The organism is Pseudomonas sp. TE3911, from assembly GCF_054062775.1.
The window spans coordinates 224,810-245,348 of the sequence record NZ_JBSSFP010000001.1 but is presented as its reverse complement, the minus strand read 5'-3'; the positions used below and the strand labels follow the sequence as shown (position 1 = coordinate 245,348).

General features: G+C 59.3%; 15 protein-coding genes and 2 tRNA genes. 10 read left to right on the top strand and 7 right to left on the bottom strand.

Annotated features, from left to right (window positions below; translation table 11 throughout):
• Positions 1–194: 194 nt before the first annotated feature.
• Both ACVWXD_RS01165 and ACVWXD_RS01160 read left to right on the top strand, forming a co-directional pair.
• Positions 195–2,144 carry an LTA synthase family protein gene (locus ACVWXD_RS01165; protein ID WP_095185792.1) on the top strand — a complete coding sequence of 650 codons (1,950 nt, stop codon included), beginning with the start codon at positions 195–197 and terminating at the stop codon, positions 2,142–2,144.
• A gap of 50 nt (positions 2,145–2,194) precedes the next feature.
• Positions 2,195–2,914 (top strand): phosphatase PAP2 family protein, encoded by a 720-nt coding sequence (locus ACVWXD_RS01160; RefSeq protein WP_260367542.1) that lies wholly within the window; start codon positions 2,195–2,197, stop codon positions 2,912–2,914.
• Between the two features lie 78 nt (positions 2,915–2,992).
• Here the strand turns inward: ACVWXD_RS01160 and groL are convergent, their stop codons facing one another.
• The 5 genes from groL to ACVWXD_RS01135 all read right to left on the bottom strand — a co-directional run bounded on the left by groL (position 2,993) and on the right by ACVWXD_RS01135 (position 7,621).
• Complete coding sequence (groL, locus tag ACVWXD_RS01155) at positions 2,993–4,639, bottom strand: chaperonin GroEL (RefSeq protein WP_032890825.1); 1,647 nt, start codon at positions 4,637–4,639, stop codon at positions 2,993–2,995.
• A 50-nt stretch (positions 4,640–4,689) separates the two neighbouring features.
• Positions 4,690–4,986 (bottom strand): co-chaperone GroES, encoded by a 297-nt coding sequence (locus ACVWXD_RS01150; RefSeq protein WP_003175874.1) that lies wholly within the window; start codon positions 4,984–4,986, stop codon positions 4,690–4,692.
• A 246-nt stretch (positions 4,987–5,232) separates the two neighbouring features.
• Positions 5,233–5,709: an FxsA family protein gene (locus ACVWXD_RS01145; protein WP_032890823.1), complete on the bottom strand. Its 477-nt coding sequence runs from the start codon at positions 5,707–5,709 to the stop codon at positions 5,233–5,235.
• Between the two features lie 66 nt (positions 5,710–5,775).
• Positions 5,776–6,507, bottom strand: a complete 732-nt coding sequence (locus tag ACVWXD_RS01140; protein WP_260367539.1) for a HugZ family pyridoxamine 5'-phosphate oxidase — start codon at positions 6,505–6,507, stop codon at positions 5,776–5,778.
• A gap of 106 nt (positions 6,508–6,613) precedes the next feature.
• Positions 6,614–7,621 carry a DUF481 domain-containing protein gene (locus ACVWXD_RS01135; RefSeq protein ID WP_032890819.1) on the bottom strand — a complete coding sequence of 336 codons (1,008 nt, stop codon included), beginning with the start codon at positions 7,619–7,621 and terminating at the stop codon, positions 6,614–6,616.
• A gap of 133 nt (positions 7,622–7,754) precedes the next feature.
• On the opposite strand from ACVWXD_RS01135, the gene ACVWXD_RS01130 reads away from it, so the two are divergent.
• The 4 genes from ACVWXD_RS01130 (at position 7,755) to ACVWXD_RS01115 (ending at position 12,572) form a co-directional block, all read left to right on the top strand.
• Entirely contained in the window at positions 7,755–8,138 is a 384-nt protein-coding gene (locus tag ACVWXD_RS01130) for an MGMT family protein (protein WP_050442874.1), read from the top strand.
• A 43-nt stretch (positions 8,139–8,181) separates the two neighbouring features.
• Entirely contained in the window at positions 8,182–9,714 is a 1,533-nt protein-coding gene (locus tag ACVWXD_RS01125; protein WP_032890815.1) for an AmpG family muropeptide MFS transporter, read from the top strand.
• A gap of 168 nt (positions 9,715–9,882) precedes the next feature.
• On the top strand, positions 9,883–11,598 hold the full coding sequence (locus ACVWXD_RS01120; protein WP_032890813.1) for a proline--tRNA ligase: 1,716 nt from the start codon (positions 9,883–9,885) through the stop codon (positions 11,596–11,598).
• Between the two features lie 20 nt (positions 11,599–11,618).
• Positions 11,619–12,572 carry a hypothetical protein gene (locus ACVWXD_RS01115; protein WP_032890811.1) on the top strand — a complete coding sequence of 318 codons (954 nt, stop codon included), beginning with the start codon at positions 11,619–11,621 and terminating at the stop codon, positions 12,570–12,572.
• 131 nt (positions 12,573–12,703) lie between these two features.
• Here the strand turns inward: ACVWXD_RS01115 and dinB are convergent, their stop codons facing one another.
• Positions 12,704–13,762 (bottom strand): DNA polymerase IV, encoded by a 1,059-nt coding sequence (gene dinB / locus ACVWXD_RS01110; protein ID WP_032890809.1) that lies wholly within the window; start codon positions 13,760–13,762, stop codon positions 12,704–12,706.
• A gap of 279 nt (positions 13,763–14,041) precedes the next feature.
• Here dinB and ACVWXD_RS01105 point away from each other — a divergent pair.
• The 4 genes from ACVWXD_RS01105 (at position 14,042) to ACVWXD_RS01090 (ending at position 18,624) form a co-directional block, all read left to right on the top strand.
• Positions 14,042–14,118 (top strand) — tRNA-Met (locus tag ACVWXD_RS01105).
• A 240-nt stretch (positions 14,119–14,358) separates the two neighbouring features.
• A tRNA-Met gene (locus tag ACVWXD_RS01100) sits at positions 14,359–14,435 on the top strand.
• 266 nt (positions 14,436–14,701) lie between these two features.
• A complete protein-coding gene (gene mprF / locus ACVWXD_RS01095; protein ID WP_457370603.1) occupies positions 14,702–17,344 on the top strand; it encodes a bifunctional lysylphosphatidylglycerol flippase/synthetase MprF in 2,643 nt (880 codons plus the stop codon).
• A complete protein-coding gene (locus tag ACVWXD_RS01090) occupies positions 17,344–18,624 on the top strand; it encodes a virulence factor family protein (RefSeq protein ID WP_095185797.1) in 1,281 nt (426 codons plus the stop codon). Before mprF ends, ACVWXD_RS01090 begins: the two co-directional genes overlap by 1 nt.
• Before the next feature lie 137 nt (positions 18,625–18,761).
• Here the strand turns inward: ACVWXD_RS01090 and recJ are convergent, their stop codons facing one another.
• Positions 18,762–20,471, bottom strand: coding sequence for a single-stranded-DNA-specific exonuclease RecJ (gene recJ / locus ACVWXD_RS01085; RefSeq protein ID WP_401384440.1), 1,710 nt, complete (start codon positions 20,469–20,471; stop codon positions 18,762–18,764).
• Between the last annotated feature and the right edge of the window lie 68 nt (positions 20,472–20,539).

Here is a 20,539-nt window from a genome sequence, read left to right as displayed (position 1 = left end):
GTCTCCGTACGCGGTAACAGCCGTGTTGGCTCGCGCAGCTTAAGGCCAAGTGTGGCTAAGGGATAGAGCTGAGAGGTACGACGATAAAGGTTTTCAACCTTGTAAAGAGTTGAACAAGTTTTTCACTATAGCTTCACAAACTGACTACAGTGTCAGGCAGAAGATCGCCACCCATTGATATAAGGAACATAGACATGGGGTTTCTCAAGATGGCGCCAATGCGCTATTTGCTGTTGGTAACCGGTGCCTGGCTGGTTATTTTCCTGCTCACTCGCAGCGTACTGCTCATCACCCACCTGGATGAAGTCGGCGGCAACCTGCTGCCGGTGTTTGGCGTGGGCCTGCTGTACGACCTGGGTTTCCTGGCCTATGCAGCACTGCCGCTGGGGCTGTATTTGCTGCTGTGCCCACCCGCGCTGTGGCGCCGTCGCGGTCACCGCTGGTTCCTGCAGGCGGTGCTCACCGTCAGCCTGTTCGCCATGCTGTTTACCTCAGTGGCCGAGTGGCTGTTCTGGGATGAGTTCGGCGTGCGCTTCAACTTTATTGCCGTTGACTATCTGGTGTATTCCGATGAGGTGTTGAACAACCTGTTGGAGTCCTATCCGATCGGTAAACTGCTGAGCCTGCTAGCCATGCTGGCGATTGTGCTGAGCCTGGCTTTGCGCAAGCCGTTCAACGCGGCGATGAGCGCCCCACTGCCGACAATGCGTGGCCGGCTGGCGAATGCCTTGGGCCTGTTGATCGTCACCGGGTTGAGCCTGCAACTGATCAGCCAAGACAGCCCGCGCGCCCAGGGCGGTAACGCTTACAAGAACGAACTGGCCAGCAATGGCCCGTATCAGTTCTTTGCCGCCTTCCGTAATAATGAGTTGGATTACCCGCAGTTCTACAAAACCCTGCCAACGGATGTCGTTGCCCAGCAAATGCGCACCGAACTCAGCGAGCCCAACGCCCGTTTTATCGGTCAGGACCCGCTGGATATTCGCCGCGCCATCACCAACCCGGGCACGCCGCGCAAACCCAATATCGTGCTGGTGACTATCGAAAGTTTCAGCGCCAAATACATGGGCAGCAACGGCGACGAACGCAACCTCACGCCTTACCTCGATGCGTTGCGCAAACAGAGCCTGTATTTCAATAACTTCTATGCCACCGGCACCCGCACCGACCGTGGCCTGGAAGCAATTACCCTGGCGATCCCCCCTACGCCCGGGCGCTCGATCGTCAAGCGCATTGGTCGTGAAAGCGGCTTCGCCAGCCTGGGGCAGCAACTCACGGCCGTCGGTTACGACAGCGTGTTTGTGTACGGCGGGCGCGGGTACTTCGATAACATGAACGCGTTTTTCAGCGGTAACGGTTATCGCGTCGTGGACCAGAGCAGCGTGCCCGAGTCGGAAATCTCGTTCAAGAACGCCTGGGGCATGGCTGACGAGGACCTGTACAAACAAACCCTGAAACTGGCCGACACCGACTACGCCAAGCAGCAGCCATTTTTGCTGCAGTTGATGACCACTTCCAACCACCGCCCCTACACCTACCCGGATGGGCGCATCGACATCAAATCCGGGAATGGCCGCGACGGCGCCGTGAAGTACACCGACCATGCCATCGGCCAATTCCTGGAAGCCGCCCGTCAAAAACCCTGGTTCGATAACACGATCTTCATCTTCGTCGCCGACCACACCGCGGGCAGCGCAGGTAAAGAAGATCTGCCCATCACCAACTACCAGATTCCGCTCTTCATCTATGCGCCCAAGCTGATCGACCCACGAGAAAGCGCGCAACTGGCCAGCCAGATCGACTTGGCGCCTACGCTGCTGGGCCTGCTCAACCTGAGCTACGAATCAACGTTCTTTGGCCGTAACCTGCTGCAGGAAAACCCACTGCCACCTCGGGTCGTGGTCGGTAACTACCAGCACCTGGGATTGTTCGACGGCAAGGACCTGGCCATTCTCAGCCCGCGCCTGGGCCTACGCCGCCACGACCAAGCCCTAGGTGAAAGCAAAGAGCTGCGCGTCGGCAGCGATGATCCGTTGATCCAGCGGGCGATCAGCTACTACCAGGCTGCCAGTTATGGTTTCAAACAACAGTTGCTGAGCTGGAGGGCGCCCAAGGAAGAGGCCCCGGCATTGAGCACGCGCTAACCAAAACGTCCCGTACAGGTCAGTACGGGACTGTTTCACCAGGGTTCACCATGCGAACCACTCCCGCCGTACCGGCTTCCAAACCTCTCAACTTATGGCTATGCCTCGGCATCCCTGGCGGCGCTGCGCTCCTATTGCTGTTGCTGGAGCTGACCTCGCTGGACATGGACCTCGCCAAGCTGTTCTACAACGGCGCGGAGGGCGGTTTCATCGGGCGTTACAGCTTCTTCCTCGAAGACATCCTGCATGACCGCGCCAAAGAGTTGGTCATCCTGTTCTCGGTCTTGGCGATCCTGGGATTTGTCGGCACGTTTGTCCTCCAACGGCTCAAACCCTATCGCCGCGAACTGGGCTGCCTGGTGCTCTCACTCGGGCTGGCGACGGCGTTTGTCTCTCCGCTGAAAACCATCACCGGCGTCCAGTGTCCATGGAGTGTCCAGGAGTTCGGCGGTCAGGAAACCTACAGCAAACTGCTGAGCCCTCGCCCGCCCACCGATAAACCCGGGCGCTGCTGGCCAGGCGGTCATGCCGCCACCGGGTTCGCCTTGTTCGCGCTGTTTTTTGCACTGCGTGACAGGCAGCCGCGCAGGGCTCGCTACGCATTCATCTTCGCCGTCGGCTTGGGCAGCGTCTTTTCCGTCAGCCGTATGATGCAAGGCGCACACTTCTTTTCCCATAACGTGTGGACGGCGATTTTCTGCTGGCTGATCTGCCTGGGGCTGTATTGCATGTTGCTGTACCGGCCATCCAAGCGCGCAACGCACACCTGAACCCAAAGCAACGCCCACAAAAAAGCCCCGCCTGCATCACTGCAGGCGGGGCTTTTTCAGTACAGGGGTAAGGCTGGCTTACATCATGCCGCCCATGCCACCCATGCCGCCCATGTCTGGCATACCGCCACCGCCAGCGCCTTCAGCCTTCGGCTTGTCAGCAATGGCAACTTCGGTAGTCAGCAGCAGACCAGCGATCGAAGCGGCAGCTTGCAGTGCCGAACGGGTGACTTTGGTTGGGTCCAGGATACCCATTTCAACCATGTCGCCGTATTCGCTGGTTGCAGCGTTGTAACCGTAGTTACCTTTACCGTTCTTCACTTCGTTGACCACAACACTTGGCTCGTCGCCGCTGTTGGAAGCGATCTGGCGCAGTGGGGATTCAACGGCGCGACGCAGAACAGCGATACCGACGTTCTGGTCAGCGTTATCGCCTTTCAGGTCAACCAAGGCTTCCAGAGCACGGATCAGCGCAACGCCACCGCCAGGTACCACGCCTTCTTCAACGGCTGCACGGGTTGCGTGCAGGGCGTCTTCAACGCGGGCTTTCTTCTCTTTCATTTCAACTTCGGAACCAGCGCCAACCTTGATCACTGCAACGCCGCCGGACAGCTTGGCCAGACGCTCTTGCAGTTTTTCACGGTCGTAGTCCGAGGAAGTCTCGGCAACCTGGGCGCGGATCTGATTGATGCGGGACTGGATGTCGCCATCAACGCCAGCACCGTCAACGATGATGGTGTTTTCTTTGGAGATGGTCACGCGCTTGGCACTACCCAGGTTTTCCAGGGTGGCGCTTTCCAGGCTCAGGCCGATCTCTTCGGAGATTACGGTACCGCCGGTCAGAACAGCGATGTCCTGCAGCATGGCCTTGCGACGGTCGCCGAAGCCTGGAGCCTTGACGGCTGCAACCTTGACGATGCCACGCATGTTGTTCACAACCAGAGTCGCCAGGGCTTCGCCTTCAACGTCTTCGGAAACGATCAGCAGTGGGCGGCCGGCTTTGGCAACGGCTTCCAGCACTGGCAGCATTTCGCGGATGTTGGAGATCTTTTTGTCGACCAGCAGGATCAGCGGGCTTTCCAGCTCGGCAACCATGGTTTCTGGCTTGTTGACGAAGTACGGGGACAGGTAGCCACGGTCGAACTGCATGCCTTCTACAACCGACAGTTCGTTTTCCAGGCCAGTGCCTTCTTCAACGGTGATCACGCCTTCTTTACCGACTTTTTCCATGGCTTCGGCAATGATGTCGCCGATGGAGCTGTCGGAGTTGGCGGAGATGGTACCTACCTGAGCGATAGCCTTAGTGTCAGCGCATGGCTTGGACAGGTTTTTCAGCTCGGCAACAACGGCGATGGTGGCCTTGTCGATACCGCGCTTGAGGTCCATCGGGTTCATGCCGGCAGCGACGGCTTTCAGGCCTTCGTTGACGATCGACTGAGCCAGAACGGTGGCGGTGGTAGTACCGTCGCCTGCGTCATCGTTGGCACGGGAGGCAACGTCTTTGACCAACTGCGCGCCCATGTTTTCGAAACGGTCTTCCAGTTCGATTTCTTTAGCTACAGAAACGCCGTCCTTGGTGATGGTCGGAGCGCCGAAGCTCTTCTCGATGATCACGTTACGACCTTTCGGGCCCAGGGTAGCTTTTACTGCGTCAGCCAGGATGTTGACACCGGTGAGCATTTTTTTACGGGCGGAATCGCCGAATTTAACTTCTTTAGCAGCCATGATCGATATTCCTTAAATACTTTGTAGTAACGGGAAAATGAGCGGGGAAATCAGTCTTCCAGAACAGCGAGAATCTCGTTCTCAGCCATAACCAGCAGGTCTTCGCCGTCGACTTTCACAGTGTTGCTGCCGGAGTAAGGGCCAAATACAACCTTGTCACCGACTTTAACGGCCAGCGCACGTACGTCACCGTTTTCCAGAGTCTTGCCTGGGCCTGCAGCGACGATCACACCGTGGTTGGCTTTTTCAGCAGCCGAACCTGGCAGAACGATACCGCCAGCGGTTTTCTTTTCTTCTTCGCTGCGACGGATTACGACGCGGTCGTGCAGAGGACGAAGCTTGCTCATTGTCGATCTCTCCTAATTGTGTTTTTCATCGGCCGGTGTCAGTACCGGCAGGTTGTTATCCGGCTGTGCCGGTCGCGCCTCGCCAAGCAAGACGCGGAAGTCTGTCTGGTGTCACCACCAGAAACCTTGCGGTGACCGTTACATAAGGGCGCATAAGCTTATTACAAGGGCGCTCGGCGGAATTTTTTGCAGTTGCCGAGCGATAAAAGCAACACGGCACCCGCAGGTGCCGTGTCAATAAAGCGGTTATTTGCTGTCGCGGTGTTCGAACTCACCTTCGATCACATCGCCTTCACGCCCCAAAGGCTGGCGCGGAGCCGGGCCACCACGGGGTTGCAGGTCGTCTGCGAACGCACGCTGGCGAATCGCCGCCTCTTCGGCGCGCTGGCGCATCTTGCCCGCCAGAAGTTTGCGAGTGAACGGCAGCAGCAGGAACAGCCCGACAACATCGCTGACGAAACCCGGCAGGATCAACAGGCCACCCGCCAGGGCCATCATCAGACCTTCAAGCATGGTCTGGGCCGGTAGTTCGCCACGGTTCAGGCTTTCACGGGCACGCAGTGCCGTTGCCAGGCCGGCGACGCGCAGCACCAGAACGCCAAGCATCGAGCCGAGAATGATCAGCAACAGGGCCGGGAAAAACCCGATCGCACTGCTGACTTGGACGAATACGAACAGCTCCAACACCGGGAACAGCAGAAAGAGCAATAAAAAAGGGCGCATCAAATGGTTCCTCAACGCAAGAATGCCTTGCCAGTCCACCTTAGATGACGTCGCCGTTTCGTGAATTCAAGCGTCAGCCGCGGCTTTTTTCGGCCAGGCTTCGGCGTGGGCCAATGAAACCAGGGCTTCACGTACTTGTGTCGGCGTGTTGCAAGGCTCGGCAAACGGCAGCCAGTACAGGGCTTGGCCGATACGCAGGTGCATGCCTTCGCTGTCGATACCGGCCAATTGCGCGGGCTCCACGGCAGGCAGGCCGGCAAGCTGGACGTAATGGGCGATGGCCTTGGTGTGATCGCTGTTCATGTGCTCGATCATGCTTCGCTCAGCCTTGCCCGCGAACGGGTTGGCGAGGGTCAACTGGTCGACCCAGTGAATCGCGCCAAAGCCGCCGATGTAACGGTGGCGCACCGGCTTGAGCACCCAAAAGTCGAAATCGTGAGCTTTATGGTAGTTGGCAGAATCGGGAAAGTAGCGGTAATAGCGCTCGGCGGCAGCCTCGATGGCGGTGCCCTCCTCCAACTTCTCGGCTTCACCCAGGTAGGTCAGACGCCCAACGGCCTGCACATCATCGGCCTCACGTTCGCCCACCAGCAGCGAGCACTTGGGGTCTTTTTGCAGGTTGTGGGTGTGCTGGGCGATACGGCTGATCAGGATCAGCGGGCGACCCTGTTCGTCCAGGCAGTACGGCACGACCGAACCAAAGGGAAAACCCGGCATGGCTTTTGACTGTGTGGCGAGAGCCCCACGGTATTCCTTGAGCAATAGCTCTCGGGCGTTCTTGGCAACGTGCGCGCTCAACGTGTGACTCCTCGGATATTCAGCCGCCCAACCCATATGGGAATGGATCGCAACACAAGGTAATCAATATCCGCGCAGGTTGCCAAGCAGGTTTTATGCAGCCTTATTACCAGGCCACGCCGAAGCCTGCGGTGTAGCGGGTCTTGCTCAAACTGCTTTCCGAGTCGCCACTGATAACGTCGCGCTCGGCCTTGAGATTGAGGGAAGCCCACTCGGTGACCTTGTAGCGCAGGCCGACTTCCGCATCCAGAGAGTAATCCGCGGGCGCATCGATAGGCTTGCCCAGTTCGCCAGTGGTGAAGAACTCGACGGTCTTGCCCACCAGATAGCGGTTGTAGTTCCACTTCATAGCCAGGGAATAGAAGTTGTCCTTACCGCCATCGGCATATTCGTAATCGGTGCGGTTGACCAGCGACCCCAGGGAGAACGCACCCAGTTCGTCGTCCCAGAACTGGTAGCCCGGACCGGTACCGACCGTGCGTTGACGCGCAAGGTCTTCCACTTTGTCGCGCTTGTAGGTCAAACGCCCTTGCCAGAACCAATGCTCGGTGATGAACCGGTCCAGGTCGTATTCCAAAGCCCAGTTGTCGGTGGTGGTCACGTCGTCCTGGAATTCGCGGTTGTACTCACCTTGACCGGTATGCCGCCACTGGCCATGGCGGGCAGTGGTTTTGAAGTCGATATCGTAGTCGTTGGTGTCGTTCTCGGCGCGTTTGTAGTCCAGCGCCATGTCGACGTTGCCCTTCCACACCAGGTCTTCGATCACAGGCTTGGGCTTGATGATCTGCTGGATGCTGGCCAGTTCTACAGTCTTGGGCGCTTCGCCATTGGCCAGCACCACTTTGCCATCATCCGCAGCCTTGAGGGATTTGGCCTTCTCGCCAGTGTAGGCGTCCTGCTTGACCAACAACTCCTGGTCGCTCTCCAGGGTTTTAACCTGCTTCCAGTCCACCGGGATTGCACCCGCGTAGTCGGTCTGGATCAGCAGCTTGCCACCGTCAAATACCTTGATCTTGCCGGTCAGGCGGTCACCGTTCTTCAACCAGACGGTATCGGCGAGCAAAGGTGTTGAGGCACTGAAAACAGCAAGGCACAGCAGGGTTCTGGACAACATATGCGGATTCGAGGCTCGGTTTTGGCGAAAAGAGGGCATTATCGTCTTAGATGACGTGTTAGCAAGGACTGACTCAAGGATCTGTATTGAGTTCAATTCTCAACACCCTGCTTACAGCATATTTCTTACAGATATGCCGACATTTTCAACGGATAGCACCTCAGTGAATCAATCTGCCGACACCCCGCAAAACGCGGCCGAGATGCGCCGTACCGCGTTATACCTGACATTGGCGCAAGTCCCCGCCGGCTGCGTGGTGAGTTACGGCGAGCTGGCGCAACTGGCCGGGCTGGGCCGCGCTGCACGCTGGGTGGGGCGCACCTTGAGCCAACTCCCAGAAGGCACCACATTGCCCTGGCATCGCGTGCTGGGTGCCGGCGGTCGGATAAGCCTGCCGGTGGGCAGCGCCTCGGGCGACGAGCAGCGCGCGCGTTTGCGCGATGAAGGCGTCACTGTCCGTAATAATCGCGTGGATATTCAGCGCCATGGCTGGCGCCCGGTAGAGCACAGCGGTTAGAGTGCGCGCTTTGTTTCCGCAAACCTGAGGCAGACTCCAGCCCATGCCCCGTAAAACCTGGCGCGCCGCGCTCGCCGCCTATGCCAGCCCCTCGACGTTAGTGCTGTTGTTGCTCGGCTTTGCCGCCGGCATGCCTTACATGTTGGTGTTCTCGACGCTTTCGGTGTGGCTGCGCGAGGCCGGTGTGGCCCGCGAGACCATCGGCTATGCGAGCCTGATTGGTCTGGCGTACGCCTTCAAATGGGTCTGGTCACCACTGCTCGACCAATGGCGCCTGCCGCTGCTCGGCAAACTTGGACGGCGTCGTTCCTGGCTGGTATTGGCCCAGTCGCTGGTGATCCTTGGATTGATCGGCATGGGTTTCTGCGACCCGCAGAAACATTTGTCCTGGCTGATCGCTATTGCCGTCGTCGTCGCCTTCGCGTCCGCCACCCAAGACATCGCGGTCGACGCCTACCGCCTGGAAATCGCCGACGACAGCCGCCAGGCCGCGCTGGCCGCCAGCTATATGTCCGGCTACCGCATAGCCGCCCTGCTGGCCACGGCGGGTGCACTGTTCTTTGCCGAAGGCTTCGGCTCCACCGGTTTCAACTATAAACACTCGGCGTGGACCGGCACCTATGTGCTGTTCGGCGTGCTGATGATCCCGGCGCTGCTGACCACCCTGTTCATGCGCGAACCCAATGTGCCATTGCGCACCCAGTTGCAGGCTGGGCGCTACAGTTTCATGCACCAACTGATGTCGGTGTTTGTGCTGATCGTTCTGCTGGTGTCAGTGCCCGCCATGTTTACCCAGTTGTACAACACCGACTTCGGAAGCGTGGTGTTCCACGACACTAGCGTGTGGGACCTGCTGATGGAGGACCGCGCGTTCCTGCGCGCCATTCTCTATATCATCCTCACCGCCCTGTGCCTCTCGACCATGGGCCGTCGCGGCCTGGCGCCGGTGCTGACACCGGTCAACGACTTTATCCTGCGCTACCGCTGGCAGGCACTGCTGCTGCTCGGGCTAATCGCCACCTATCGCATGTCCGACACCGTGATGGGCGTGATGGCCAATGTGTTCTACATCGACCAGGGCTTTACCAAGGATCAGATCGCCGGGGTCAGCAAGATCTTCGGCCTGATCATGACCCTGCTCGGCGCCGGCATGGGTGGTTTGCTGATTGTGCGGTTCGGCATCCTGCCGATCCTGTTTATCGGCGGTGTCCTGTCGGCCGGCACCAACCTGCTATTCGTGATGCTCGCAGACATGGGCCCCGACCTGCAGATGCTGATCTTCACCATCTCCCTGGACAACTTCAGCTCCGGCCTGGCCACCTCGGCATTTGTGGCTTACCTGTCGAGCCTTACCAACCTCAAGTTTTCCGCCACTCAATATGCCTTGCTCAGTTCGATCATGCTCCTGCTGCCGCGCCTGATCGGTGGGTATTCGGGGGTGATGGTGGAGAAGTTCGGATATCACAACTTCTTCCTGATCACCTGCATGCTGGGGGTGCCGACGCTGCTGCTGATTGCGTTGCACTGGTTTCAGGAGAATCGGCGGATTCGGTTGAATCCGCCGGCAGAAGACTGATTTTGGGGGCCCTTTAAAAGCCAGACTGCGGCGCCACCATCGCGAGCAAGAACTAGGCGTCCCCCTCGCTCCTACAAACAGCCCTATATTCTGATGCCTGTACGGCGGCAGTTTGCGCCCGTACAATCCCAAGTCATTTCAAGTCCAAGCAACCGACAACGGCCTACCATGCGTACCAGTCAATATTTGCTCGCCACACAGAAAGAAACGCCTTCCGACGCGGTCGTGATCAGCCATCAGCTGATGCTGCGCGCCGGCATGATCCGCAAACTGGCCTCCGGCCTGTACACCTGGCTGCCCATGGGCTTGAAGGTGATGCGCAAGGTCGAAGCCATCGTTCGTGAAGAAATGAACGCCGCCGGCTCTCTCGAAGTGTTGATGCCGAGCACCCAACCGGCTGAGTTGTGGCAGGAATCCGGGCGCTGGGAAGAGTACGGCCCTGAGTTGCTGCGCTTCAAAGACCGTCATGGCCGCGACTTCTGCGCTGGCCCGACCCACGAAGAAGTGATCACTGACCTGATGCGCAACGAGCTGAGCAGCTATAAGCAGCTGCCGCTGAACCTGTATCAGATCCAGACCAAATTCCGTGATGAAATCCGCCCACGCTTCGGTTTGATGCGCGGCCGCGAATTCATCATGAAGGACGCCTATTCGTTCCACGCTGACCAGGCATCGCTTCAGGTCACCTACGATCGTATGCACCAGGCTTACTGCAATGTGTTCACGCGCTTGGGCCTGAAGTTCCGGGCAGTTGAAGCGGACAATGGCTCCATCGGCGGTGCCGGTTCCCACGAGTTCCACGTACTGGCTGAATCCGGCGAAGACGATATCGCGTTCAGCAACGGTTCCGACTACGCGGCCAACATCGAGAAAGCCGAAGCCGTGCCGCGCGAAACCTCGCGCCCAGCGCCGGCTGAAGAACTGCGCTTGGTGGACACGCCAGAAACCAAGACCATCGCGGCCCTGGTGGAAAAATTCAATCTGCCGATTGAAAAGACCATCAAGACCCTGATCGTGCGCGCCGAGGAAGAAGGCAAGCTGATCGCCCTGGTGATCCGTGGCGACCACGAACTCAACGAAATCAAGGCTGCCCAGCAGCCTGGCGTGGCCAGCCCGCTGGTCATGGCCACCGATGCCGAACTGCGCGACGCCATTGGCGCCGGCGCCGGCTCCCTCGGCCCGCTGAACCTGCCGCTGCCGATCATCATCGACCGTTCCGTCGAACTGATGAGCGACTTCGGTATCGGCGCGAACATCGACGACAAGCACTATTTCGGCGTGAACTGGGAACGTGACCTGCCAGTTCCGACCGTAGCGGACCTGCGCAACGTCGTCGCCGGCGACCCAAGCCCGGATGGCAAGGGCACCCTGGAAATCAAGCGCGGCATCGAAGTCGGGCACATCTTCCAGCTGGGCAACAAGTACAGCAAGGCGATGAAGTGCGAAGTGCTGGGCGAGAACGGCAAGCCGATCACCCTGGACATGGGGTGCTACGGTATTGGCGTATCCCGCGTGGTTGCCGCTGCCATCGAGCAGAACAACGATGAAAAAGGCATCATCTGGAGCGACACACTGGCGCCGTTCCAGATCGCCCTGGTACCCCTGCGTTACGAAACCGAGCAAGTACGCGAAGCCACCGACAAACTGTATGCCGAACTGACGGCCGCCGGTTTTGAAGTGCTGCTCGATGACCGGGACAAGAAAACCAGCCCGGGCATCAAGTTCGCCGACATGGAATTGATTGGCATCCCGCACCGGATCGTGGTCAGTGACCGCGGCCTGGCCGATGGCAATCTGGAATACAAGAGCCGGACCGAAGCCGAAGCCCAACCGTTGCCGGTGGCTGACGTGCTGTCTTTCCTTCAGGCGCGTATTCGTCGCTGAAAACCAGATCAAGAGAAGTCATGTTCAAGCGAAACACCAGAGCCCTGGGGGGTGCCGCCTTGTGCGGCGCCCTGCTGGTCAGCGGCTGCGCCAACCAGATGTCGCAACGCAGTGAGCACGAGGAGCGGGTCGAGCGTAAGTTGCTCGACCACAGTCTGCAGATCGATGTAGGCGATCCCAAAGTGCTGGAACTGCCGCAACGCCGGGTTCGCATTCACGAGCAGAAGACGTTCGAGGTCACCGAATTCGAAGTCACCCGTCGCTACGACCGTTACACGCCTTACCAGCCCTGGCGCAAACTCTATGAGTTGCCCCTGGGTGCGGTGGCATTGGTGGCGGGCGCGGGAGCCAACGTGGCGAATATCTTCGCCCTCGGCAACCTGCCTACCAGCATGACCCACGACTGGCTGACTTATGGCGTGGACGGGCTCAACCCGTTCATGAACGTGCAATCCCACGGCCGGGCGCAACAGAATCTGGCAGGTATCGATGAAGTCCAGCGTGACAAGCGCGTGGAGTATTCAAGCCTGCCCTGGAGCGAACGACCGGTACAGGTCACCGCCGGCAAAAAGATTCACGAGCTGACCACCGACCGCAACGGCGTCCTGCGCCTGAACCTGTTGGACAGCCCGTTTGCCGAGCAGGACCTGAATCGCATCACGACGCTGAAGATCAGCGTGGAAGATGGCCAGGACGACGTACATTCGGACTCGACCCTGGCAATCAGCAGTACCTTGCGCGGCAAGTTGCTGGAAGCCCACGGCCTGATCTACGACGACCTGGAAGACGACGAAGTCAGCCAATGGGTGCACCGGGTCAAGCGTCTGTCGGAGCTGGGCTTGGAAGAAGAAGCCAGTGAACTGGAACAAAGCCTGATTGAGCTGACCCGAAATGATCCGGAGCTACAGCAGGAATTCCTGCAGGCGCTGACCAAGGACGCGGGGCGGTTAGTCGCAGATCCCGGAGCACGCTGAGACTTCGAAAACACTGTAGATCCAAATGTGGGAGGGGGCTTGCTCCCGATTGCGGTGCATCAGTCATGCTTGTACGTAGCTGACCCACCGCTATCGGGAGCAAGCCCCCTCCCACATTTTGTTTCCGGTTTCTACCAAGAGAACTCTAACTGTTCGTGGCCGCCACTTAGGTCCAGCAACCGCACGCCAATACCCAACAATCGCACCGGTTTATCACCACGATTAAACGCCTGGGTCATCAGCTGTTGATAACTCTCCAGATCCCGCCCTGCCCCCGCCTGCTCCAAGGTGGTCTGGGTAAAGTCGTGAAACTTCACCTTAACGAACGGCTTGCCCGCACGGTAACTGCTGTCGATGCGCGCCATGCGCCCAGCCAGGGTCTCCATCAGTTCAGGGAGTTTTTCCAGGCAGCTTGAGAGATCCGGCAGGTCCACATCGTAGGTATTTTCCACACTGATCGATTGCCGACGATTGTCGTTCTGCACTGCGCGTTCATCGATCCCACGAGCCAGGTTCCAGAGTCGCTCGCCAAAACTACCGAATTCCCGTACCAACGCCAGTTTGCTCCACTCGCGCAGTTGCAGGCAGTCTTCAATACCCAAACGAGCCAGCTTGTCGGCCGTGACCTTGCCGACGCCGTGCAACTTGCTCACGCGTAACTGCGAGACAAAGTCTTCGACCTGGTCCGGGGTGATCACAAACAGGCCGTTGGGCTTTTTCCAGTCGCTGGCGATCTTGGCCAGGAATTTATTCGGGGCCACGCCGGCGGATACGGTGATGTGCAATTGGTTGGAGACCCGCCGACGAATGTCTTGGGCAATACGCGTGGCACTGCCGCCAAAATGCGGGCTGTCCGAGACGTCCAGATAGGCTTCATCCAGGGACAATGGCTCAATCAGATCGGTGTAGTCGCGAAAGATCGTCTGAATTTCCTTCGACGCTTCTTTATAAGCATCCATGCGCGGCTTGACGATGGTCAGGTCCGGGCAAAGCTTCAAGGCATGGCGCGACGACATGGCTGAGCGCACCCCGTACGCCCGCGCTTCGTAATTGCACGTAGCGATCACGCCCCTTCGGTCCGCCGAGCCACCCACAGCCAGAGGCTTTTGCGCCAGGCTCGGGTTATCGCGCATCTCGATAGCAGCGTAGAAGCAATCACAGTCGACGTGGATGATTTTGCGCTGCGTCATATATAGAGGGGTGAAATCCTACGGGTGGGCAGTATCGCACTCGCACCTGTATATAGCACCAGTAGTTTGAATCTTCTGCCTAAGCGGTAGGAAATTTCACAAGTGGATTTATTTTTTCAATCGAAAACAGCATCCCGATAGAGCCGAAACCCTTGGCCCGCCTGGCTCGCGCGGCCCCTACAAGGCTTTCTGGAGAGCTAACCGATTGAAGCACAAGCGCTTTTCTTCAACTCACAGGTTGACACACTCGTGATCCTCTGTAGAATGCCGACACACAGACGCGGGATGGAGCAGTCTGGTAGCTCGTCGGGCTCATAACCCGAAGGTCGTCGGTTCAAATCCGGCTCCCGCAACCAAACATCAAAAAAGGCTACTCGAAAGAGTGGCCTTTTTTGTGCGCGTGTGTTTTTCAAACCTGGATCACTTGCACTTCATTACGAACGCTTCGCGCCCGACGCGGAGCAAGCCTGCTCACCACAAAAAGCCTTCTCAATCGAGAACTTAGGTTGCATGGGCGGTTAATTCACACTTATTTGCACCATCGGTTGATTAACGGTTGACACCTCGCCGCTTGGCTGTAGAATGCCGCCCACAGACGCGGGATGGAGCAGTCTGGTAGCTCGTCGGGCTCATAACCCGAAGGTCGTCGGTTCAAATCCGGCTCCCGCAACCAAACATCAAAAAAGGCTACTCGAAAGAGTGGCCTTTTTTGTATCCGGTGAAAAAGTTCTTCTGAAACAATGGGATGGCATCTTTCATGAAACCGTACACGGTTTGTAGAGTCCATCTCATCGCACGCTATGCTTACTCCTCTACGACCAAGGGCCGCTGTCGCCGCCCCCGGTGATACGCGTTAATATTTGTAATTATTTTGTCCATAGGGATTGGTAACTTGGCTGGATACCCCCATCCTGTCGCGCACAATCCACGAGGTGATTGATGCGCGCCAACTCGTCTGAACCAAAAGACACCGTCACAGCAGAACAACCGATCACGCCTACCCGATTGCGTTGGCTGGATCTGATCAGCAAGTACCGGCAACCCCTCGGGCTGGCGGTCACCCTGTTGCTGTTCGCCATCGCCTTGATCGCTTGCCGCCACCTTCTGCTGGAACTCGACCTGTACGCACTTCACGACTCGATCCTGGAAGTGCCCAAACCTGCACTGCTGGGAGCATTTGCCGCGGGCGTCGCAGGGTTTGTCATTCTTCTCGGCTATGAGTTCTCCGGCGCACGCTATGCCGGCGTGAAGCTGCCCGCCAAGACACTGGCCCATGGCGGCTTCACCGCCTTTGCCATTGGCAATGCGATTGGCCTGTCGATGCTCTCCGGCGGCTCGGTGCGCTACCGTTTATATGCACGCCATGGCATCGGGGCCTCGGAAGTCGCCCATATGACTGTGTTCGCCAGCCTGGCCCTGGGCTGCGCCCTGCCCCCGCTGGCCGCACTCGCGACACTGAGCAACCTGCCTGCGGCGTCGACCTACTTGCATCTGTCGCAAGGCCTGCTCGGCGCGATTGCCGGTGCCGTGCTGCTGTTGTCGGCCGCGCTGTGTATCGGCATTTACCGCCGCCGCTTGCCGGAGCAACCTTACCCGGACAACCTGCTGGTCAAAGTCGGCCGTCGCACCCTGCGCCTACCCGGCCGGCGCCTGACGCTCCTGCAATTGGTCATCACTGCCCTGGATGTCGCCGCCGCCGCCACTGTCCTCTATCTATTGCTGCCAGAAGCGCCGCCCTTCGGTCCATTCCTGCTGGTTTACCTGCTGGCCCTCGCCGCTGGCGTGCTCAGCCACGTACCGGGCGGAGTCGGGGTGTTCGAAGCGATCCTGCTCGCCGCATTTGCAGACAAGCTCGGCGCCGCACCACTGGCCGCTGCCCTGCTGCTGTATCGGATGATCTACGTAGTGTTGCCGCTCCTGATCGCGTGCGTGTTCCTGCTGATCAACGAGGCGCAACGACTATTCCAGACCCAGCAGAGCCTGCGCGTGGCCTCAGGTCTGGCGGCGCCAGTGCTGGCCGTACTGGTTTTTTTGTCCGGCGTGGTCCTGCTGTTTTCAGGCGCCACGCCAGAGATCGATTCACGCCTGGAAAACATCGGCTTCCTGATTCCCCACCGCCTGATTGATGCCTCGCACTTTGGTGCCAGCCTGATCGGTGTACTGTGCCTGTTGCTGGCCCAGGGCCTGCGTCGACGTTTGTCGGCGGCCTGGATGCTGACCATGGTGCTGCTGCTGGTGGGCGCCCTGCTCTCGCTGCTCAAAGGCTTCGACTGGGAAGAAGCCAGCCTGATGACCATGACGGCGGTGCTGCTGGCGATCTTTCGCCGCTCGTTCTACCGCGCCAGCCGCCTGACAGAACTGCCGTTCTCACCGCTGTACCTGGTGTCCAGCGTCTGCGTGCTGGGTGCCTCGATCTGGCTGCTGCTGTTTGCCTATCAAGATGTGCCGTACAGCCATCAACTGTGGTGGCAGTTCACCCTCGATGCCAACGCCCCACGCGGCCTGCGCTCATTGCTGGGAGCCGCCGTGCTGCTGGTGATCGTATCGCTGACCTGGCTGCTGCGCACCGCCCGCCCGGTGATCCACCTGCCGACCCCGGATGAGCTGGAGCGCGCCTCGAAGATCCTGATGGCTTCGTCCCAACCCGACGGTGGCCTTGCGCTGACCGGTGACAAGGCGCTGCTGTTCCACCCCAACGACGAAGCCTTCCTGATGTATGCCCGTCGCGGCCGCAGCCTGGTGGCCTTGTACGACCCAATTGGACCGACCCAGCCAAGGGCCGAGATGATTTGGCAGTTCCGCGACCTGTGCGACATCCACCACGCGCGTCCGGTGTTCTATCAGGTACGGGCGGAGAACCTGCCCTACTACATGGACATCGGCCTAACCGCGATCAAGCTGGGCGAAGAGGCGCGCGTCGACCTGAAACGCTTTGACCTGGAAGCCAAAGGCAAAGAGATGAAGGATCTGCGCTACACCTGGAACCGTGGCACCCGGGACGGTCTGTCCCTGGAGATCCATGAACCGGGTACGGCGCCGATGGATGAATTAAAAGTCATCTCGGACGCATGGCTTACCGGTAAGAATGTGCGCGAAAAAGGGTTTTCCCTGGGACGCTTCAGTGACGACTACCTCAAGCATTTTCGGATTGCGATCATTCGCTTCGAAGGACGCCCGGTAGCCTTCGCCAACTTGCTTGAGACTTACAATCACGACCTGGCCAGCCTCGACCTGATGCGCGCCCATCCGGATGCGCCCAAGTTGACCATGGAATTCATGATGGTCGGTCTGATTCAACACTATAAGAGTCACGGCTACGCCCGTTTCAGCCTCGGCATGGTGCCGTTGTCGGGCCTGCAACCGCGACGCGGCGCGCCACTGACCCAGCGTTTGGGTTCGATGGTGTTCCGTCGTGGCGAGCAACTGTATAACTTCCAAGGTTTGCGCCGCTTCAAAGATAAGTTCCAGCCAGACTGGGAACCCCGTTACATGGCCGTGCCCGCAGGACTTGATCCGCTGGTGGCACTGGCCGATACCGCCGCCCTGATCGCGGGTGGCTTGACTGGATTGGTGAAACGCTGATGATTCGACGCTCCTGGCGGTATGTATTGGCCTTTGTAGTGCTGCTGGCCCTGGTTCTGGGTGGCGGCTTTTGGTATTTGAAACGCCCTGCCCCGCAGCCGACCCTGGAGCAACTGCCCCAGGCCGATGGCTCGGTAATGACCCGCGTGACCCCAGCCGGCAACCCGAAAGCCCGTGTGGCCGTGGCGGTGATGGCCGACGAAACCCTGACCGATAGCCAGTTGTTAACCCTGAGCCAGGGTGGCAAAGCGCAGATCGTCCAGGTGGTCTTGCCAAAAGATGACTGCAAGCTGCAGGAACAAGCGCTGCAAAGCGCCTTGAGCCAGCTCAAGGGCCCAGCGACGCTGGTCAGCGGCATCGGCCCTGGCGCGGCGCTTGCCTGGCGCTGGCTGGCCACTCAGAACGACGACAAGGCCAATGCCATCTCTGTCGGCTTCGCTCTGGCGCAGGAAGGCTGCAAAGATCCACTGCCGAAAACTGCAGAGCACGGCAACTGGCTGGTGGCGTGGAACGACAACCCTGACGACGAGAGCGCCAGTTTCGTACGCGATACACCACGCGCCACAACCAGCATCAGTGACTACGACATTCACTACCCGCAAGTACTGAACAACGAACTGCGCAAGCAACTGGTGGGTTCGGATAACGGTGGCCTGGCGATTCCCGTGGTGGAAGTCCCGGCAGGCCAGGCTAAGGACACCGTGACCCTGTTCCTCTCCGGGGACGGCGGCTGGCGGGACCTGGACCGCGACGTGGCCGGTGAAATGGCCAAGATCGGCTACCCAGTGGTCGGCATCGATACCCTGCGCTACTACTGGCAGCACAAGACGCCGGAACAAAGCGCCAAAGACCTGACCGAGCTGATGCAGCACTACCGGCAAAAGTGGGGCACCAAGCGCTTTGTGCTGACCGGTTATTCGTTCGGCGCCGACGTGCTGCCAGCGATCTACAACCGCATGCCGGAGAACGAGCAACAGCGCGTCGATGCGATCATCCTGCTGGCCTTCGCCCGGACCGGTAGCTTTGAGATCGAAGTGGAAGGCTGGCTGGGCAACGCCGGCAAAGAAGCCGCGACCGGCCCGGAAATGGCCAAGCTGCCGCCTGAGAAAGTGGTGTGCATCTACGGCGCCGAAGAAGTCGACGAGAGTGGCTGCACCGACAAGACCGCCGTGGGCGAGGCTGTGAAGCTGCCCGGCGGGCATCACTTCGATGAGAACTACCCGGCGCTGGCCAAGCGGTTGGTGGATATCATCGTCAAGCACCAGGCCAAAAGCGAATAACCCCAGGCCTTACACAAATCAAAATGTGGGAGGGGGTTTGCCCCCGATAGCGGTAGGTCAGTCACAGCATTGTTGACTGACACTCAGCTATCGGGGGCGAGCCCCCTCCCACAGTTGTTTTGCGGTGTTAATAAAATCTAGCGCGGTTCGATGTGGGCAATCATCAACTGCACGGTTTCATTCCCACGAAACTCGTTCACGTCCAGCTTGTAGGCCAACTCCACCCATCGCACGGTCGGATTCGGCCAGACCTCACGGTCCACGCCAAAGGCGATGCCATCGAGCTTCACTGACCCGCATTCGCTCTTGAGCACTACTTTTAGGTGCCGCTCCCCCACCACACGTTGCTCCACCAACTGAAACACACCGTGAAACAGCGGCTCGGGGAAGTGCTGCCCCCAAGGACCGGCGTGCCGCAGGGCGCGGGCCAGCTCCAGGTGAAACTCCTCAACCGCCAGTGTGCCGTCGGACAACAGGCGACCGGTGAGGTCTTCTTCACGCAGTTGACGACGCACTTCGGCATCAAAAGCTTCGGCAAACAGAGGGAAATTCGCCTCTGGCAATGTCAGACCCGCCGCCATGGCATGGCCGCCGTACTTGGCGATCAGAGTGGGATGCTGGCTGGCGACCACCGCCAGCGCATCACGGATGTGAAAACCCGGCACAGAGCGCCCAGAGCCCTTGAGCAGGCCATCACCCGCATCGGCGAAGGCGATGGTCGGGCGGAAATAACGCTCTTTCATGCGCGACGCCAGAATGCCGATCACGCCTTGGTGCCATTCAGGGTCGAACAGGCACAGGCCAAAGGGCATTGATTCCACCGGCAAGTCCTTGAGCTGGGCCAGAGCCTCGCGCTGCATACCTTGCTCGATGGATTTACGGTCCTGGTTCATGCCGTCCAGTTGCGCCGCCATTTCCCGCGCCGCCGCGAAATCCGTGGTGAGCAGGCATTCGATACCCAGGCTCATGTCGTCCAGGCGCCCGGCGGCGTTGAGCCGCGGCCCGATAATAAAGCCTAGGTCGGTGGAGGTGATGCGCGCCGCATCGCGCTTGGCCACTTCAAGGATCGCCTTGATCCCCGGCCGTGCGCGACCTGCGCGGATACGCTCCAGGCCTTGGTGCACCAGGATGCGATTGTTGGCGTCCAGCGGCACCACGTCGGCGACACTGCCCAGGGCGACCAAGTCGAGCAGATCGCCGATATTCGGCTGCGGCTTGTTCGCGTACCAGCCCAGATCACGCAAGCGCGCGCGCAGCGCCATCAGCACGTAGAAAATCACGCCAACACCGGCCAACGCCTTGCTCGGAAACTCACAGCCCGGCTGGTTAGGATTGACGATGGCGTCTGCCGCCGGCAACTCGTCACCGGGCAAGTGGTGGTCGGTGACCAACACCTGCAACCCCGCCGCCTTCGCTGCGGCCACGCCTTCGACGCTGGAGATGCCGTTGTCCACGGTAATCAGCAACTGCGGCTCGCGCTGCAGGGCCACGGCAACAATCTCCGGCGTCAGGCCGTAGCCGTATTCGAAGCGATTGGGCACCAGGTAATCGACATGGGCGGCACCGAGCAAACGCAGGCCCAGGGTGCCTACAGTGCTGGCGGTGGCGCCATCGGCGTCGAAGTCACCAACGATGAGGATGCGTTGGCGTTGCTCCAGGGCCGTCACCAAAAGGTCTACGGCGGCGTCGATGCCCTTGAGCTGTTGATAGGGAATCAACCTTGCCAGGCTTTTATCCAGCTCGGCCTCGGACTGCACCCCGCGTGCGGCATAAAGACGGGTCAACAGCGGTGGCAGTTCACCGAGAAATGGCAGGACAGCGGGCAACGGACGAGGATCAATACGCATGGGGTGATGGGCGCTTCTCTTTGATACGACGGTTAAACGACAACGCTGAAGGCAACACGGAGCACATG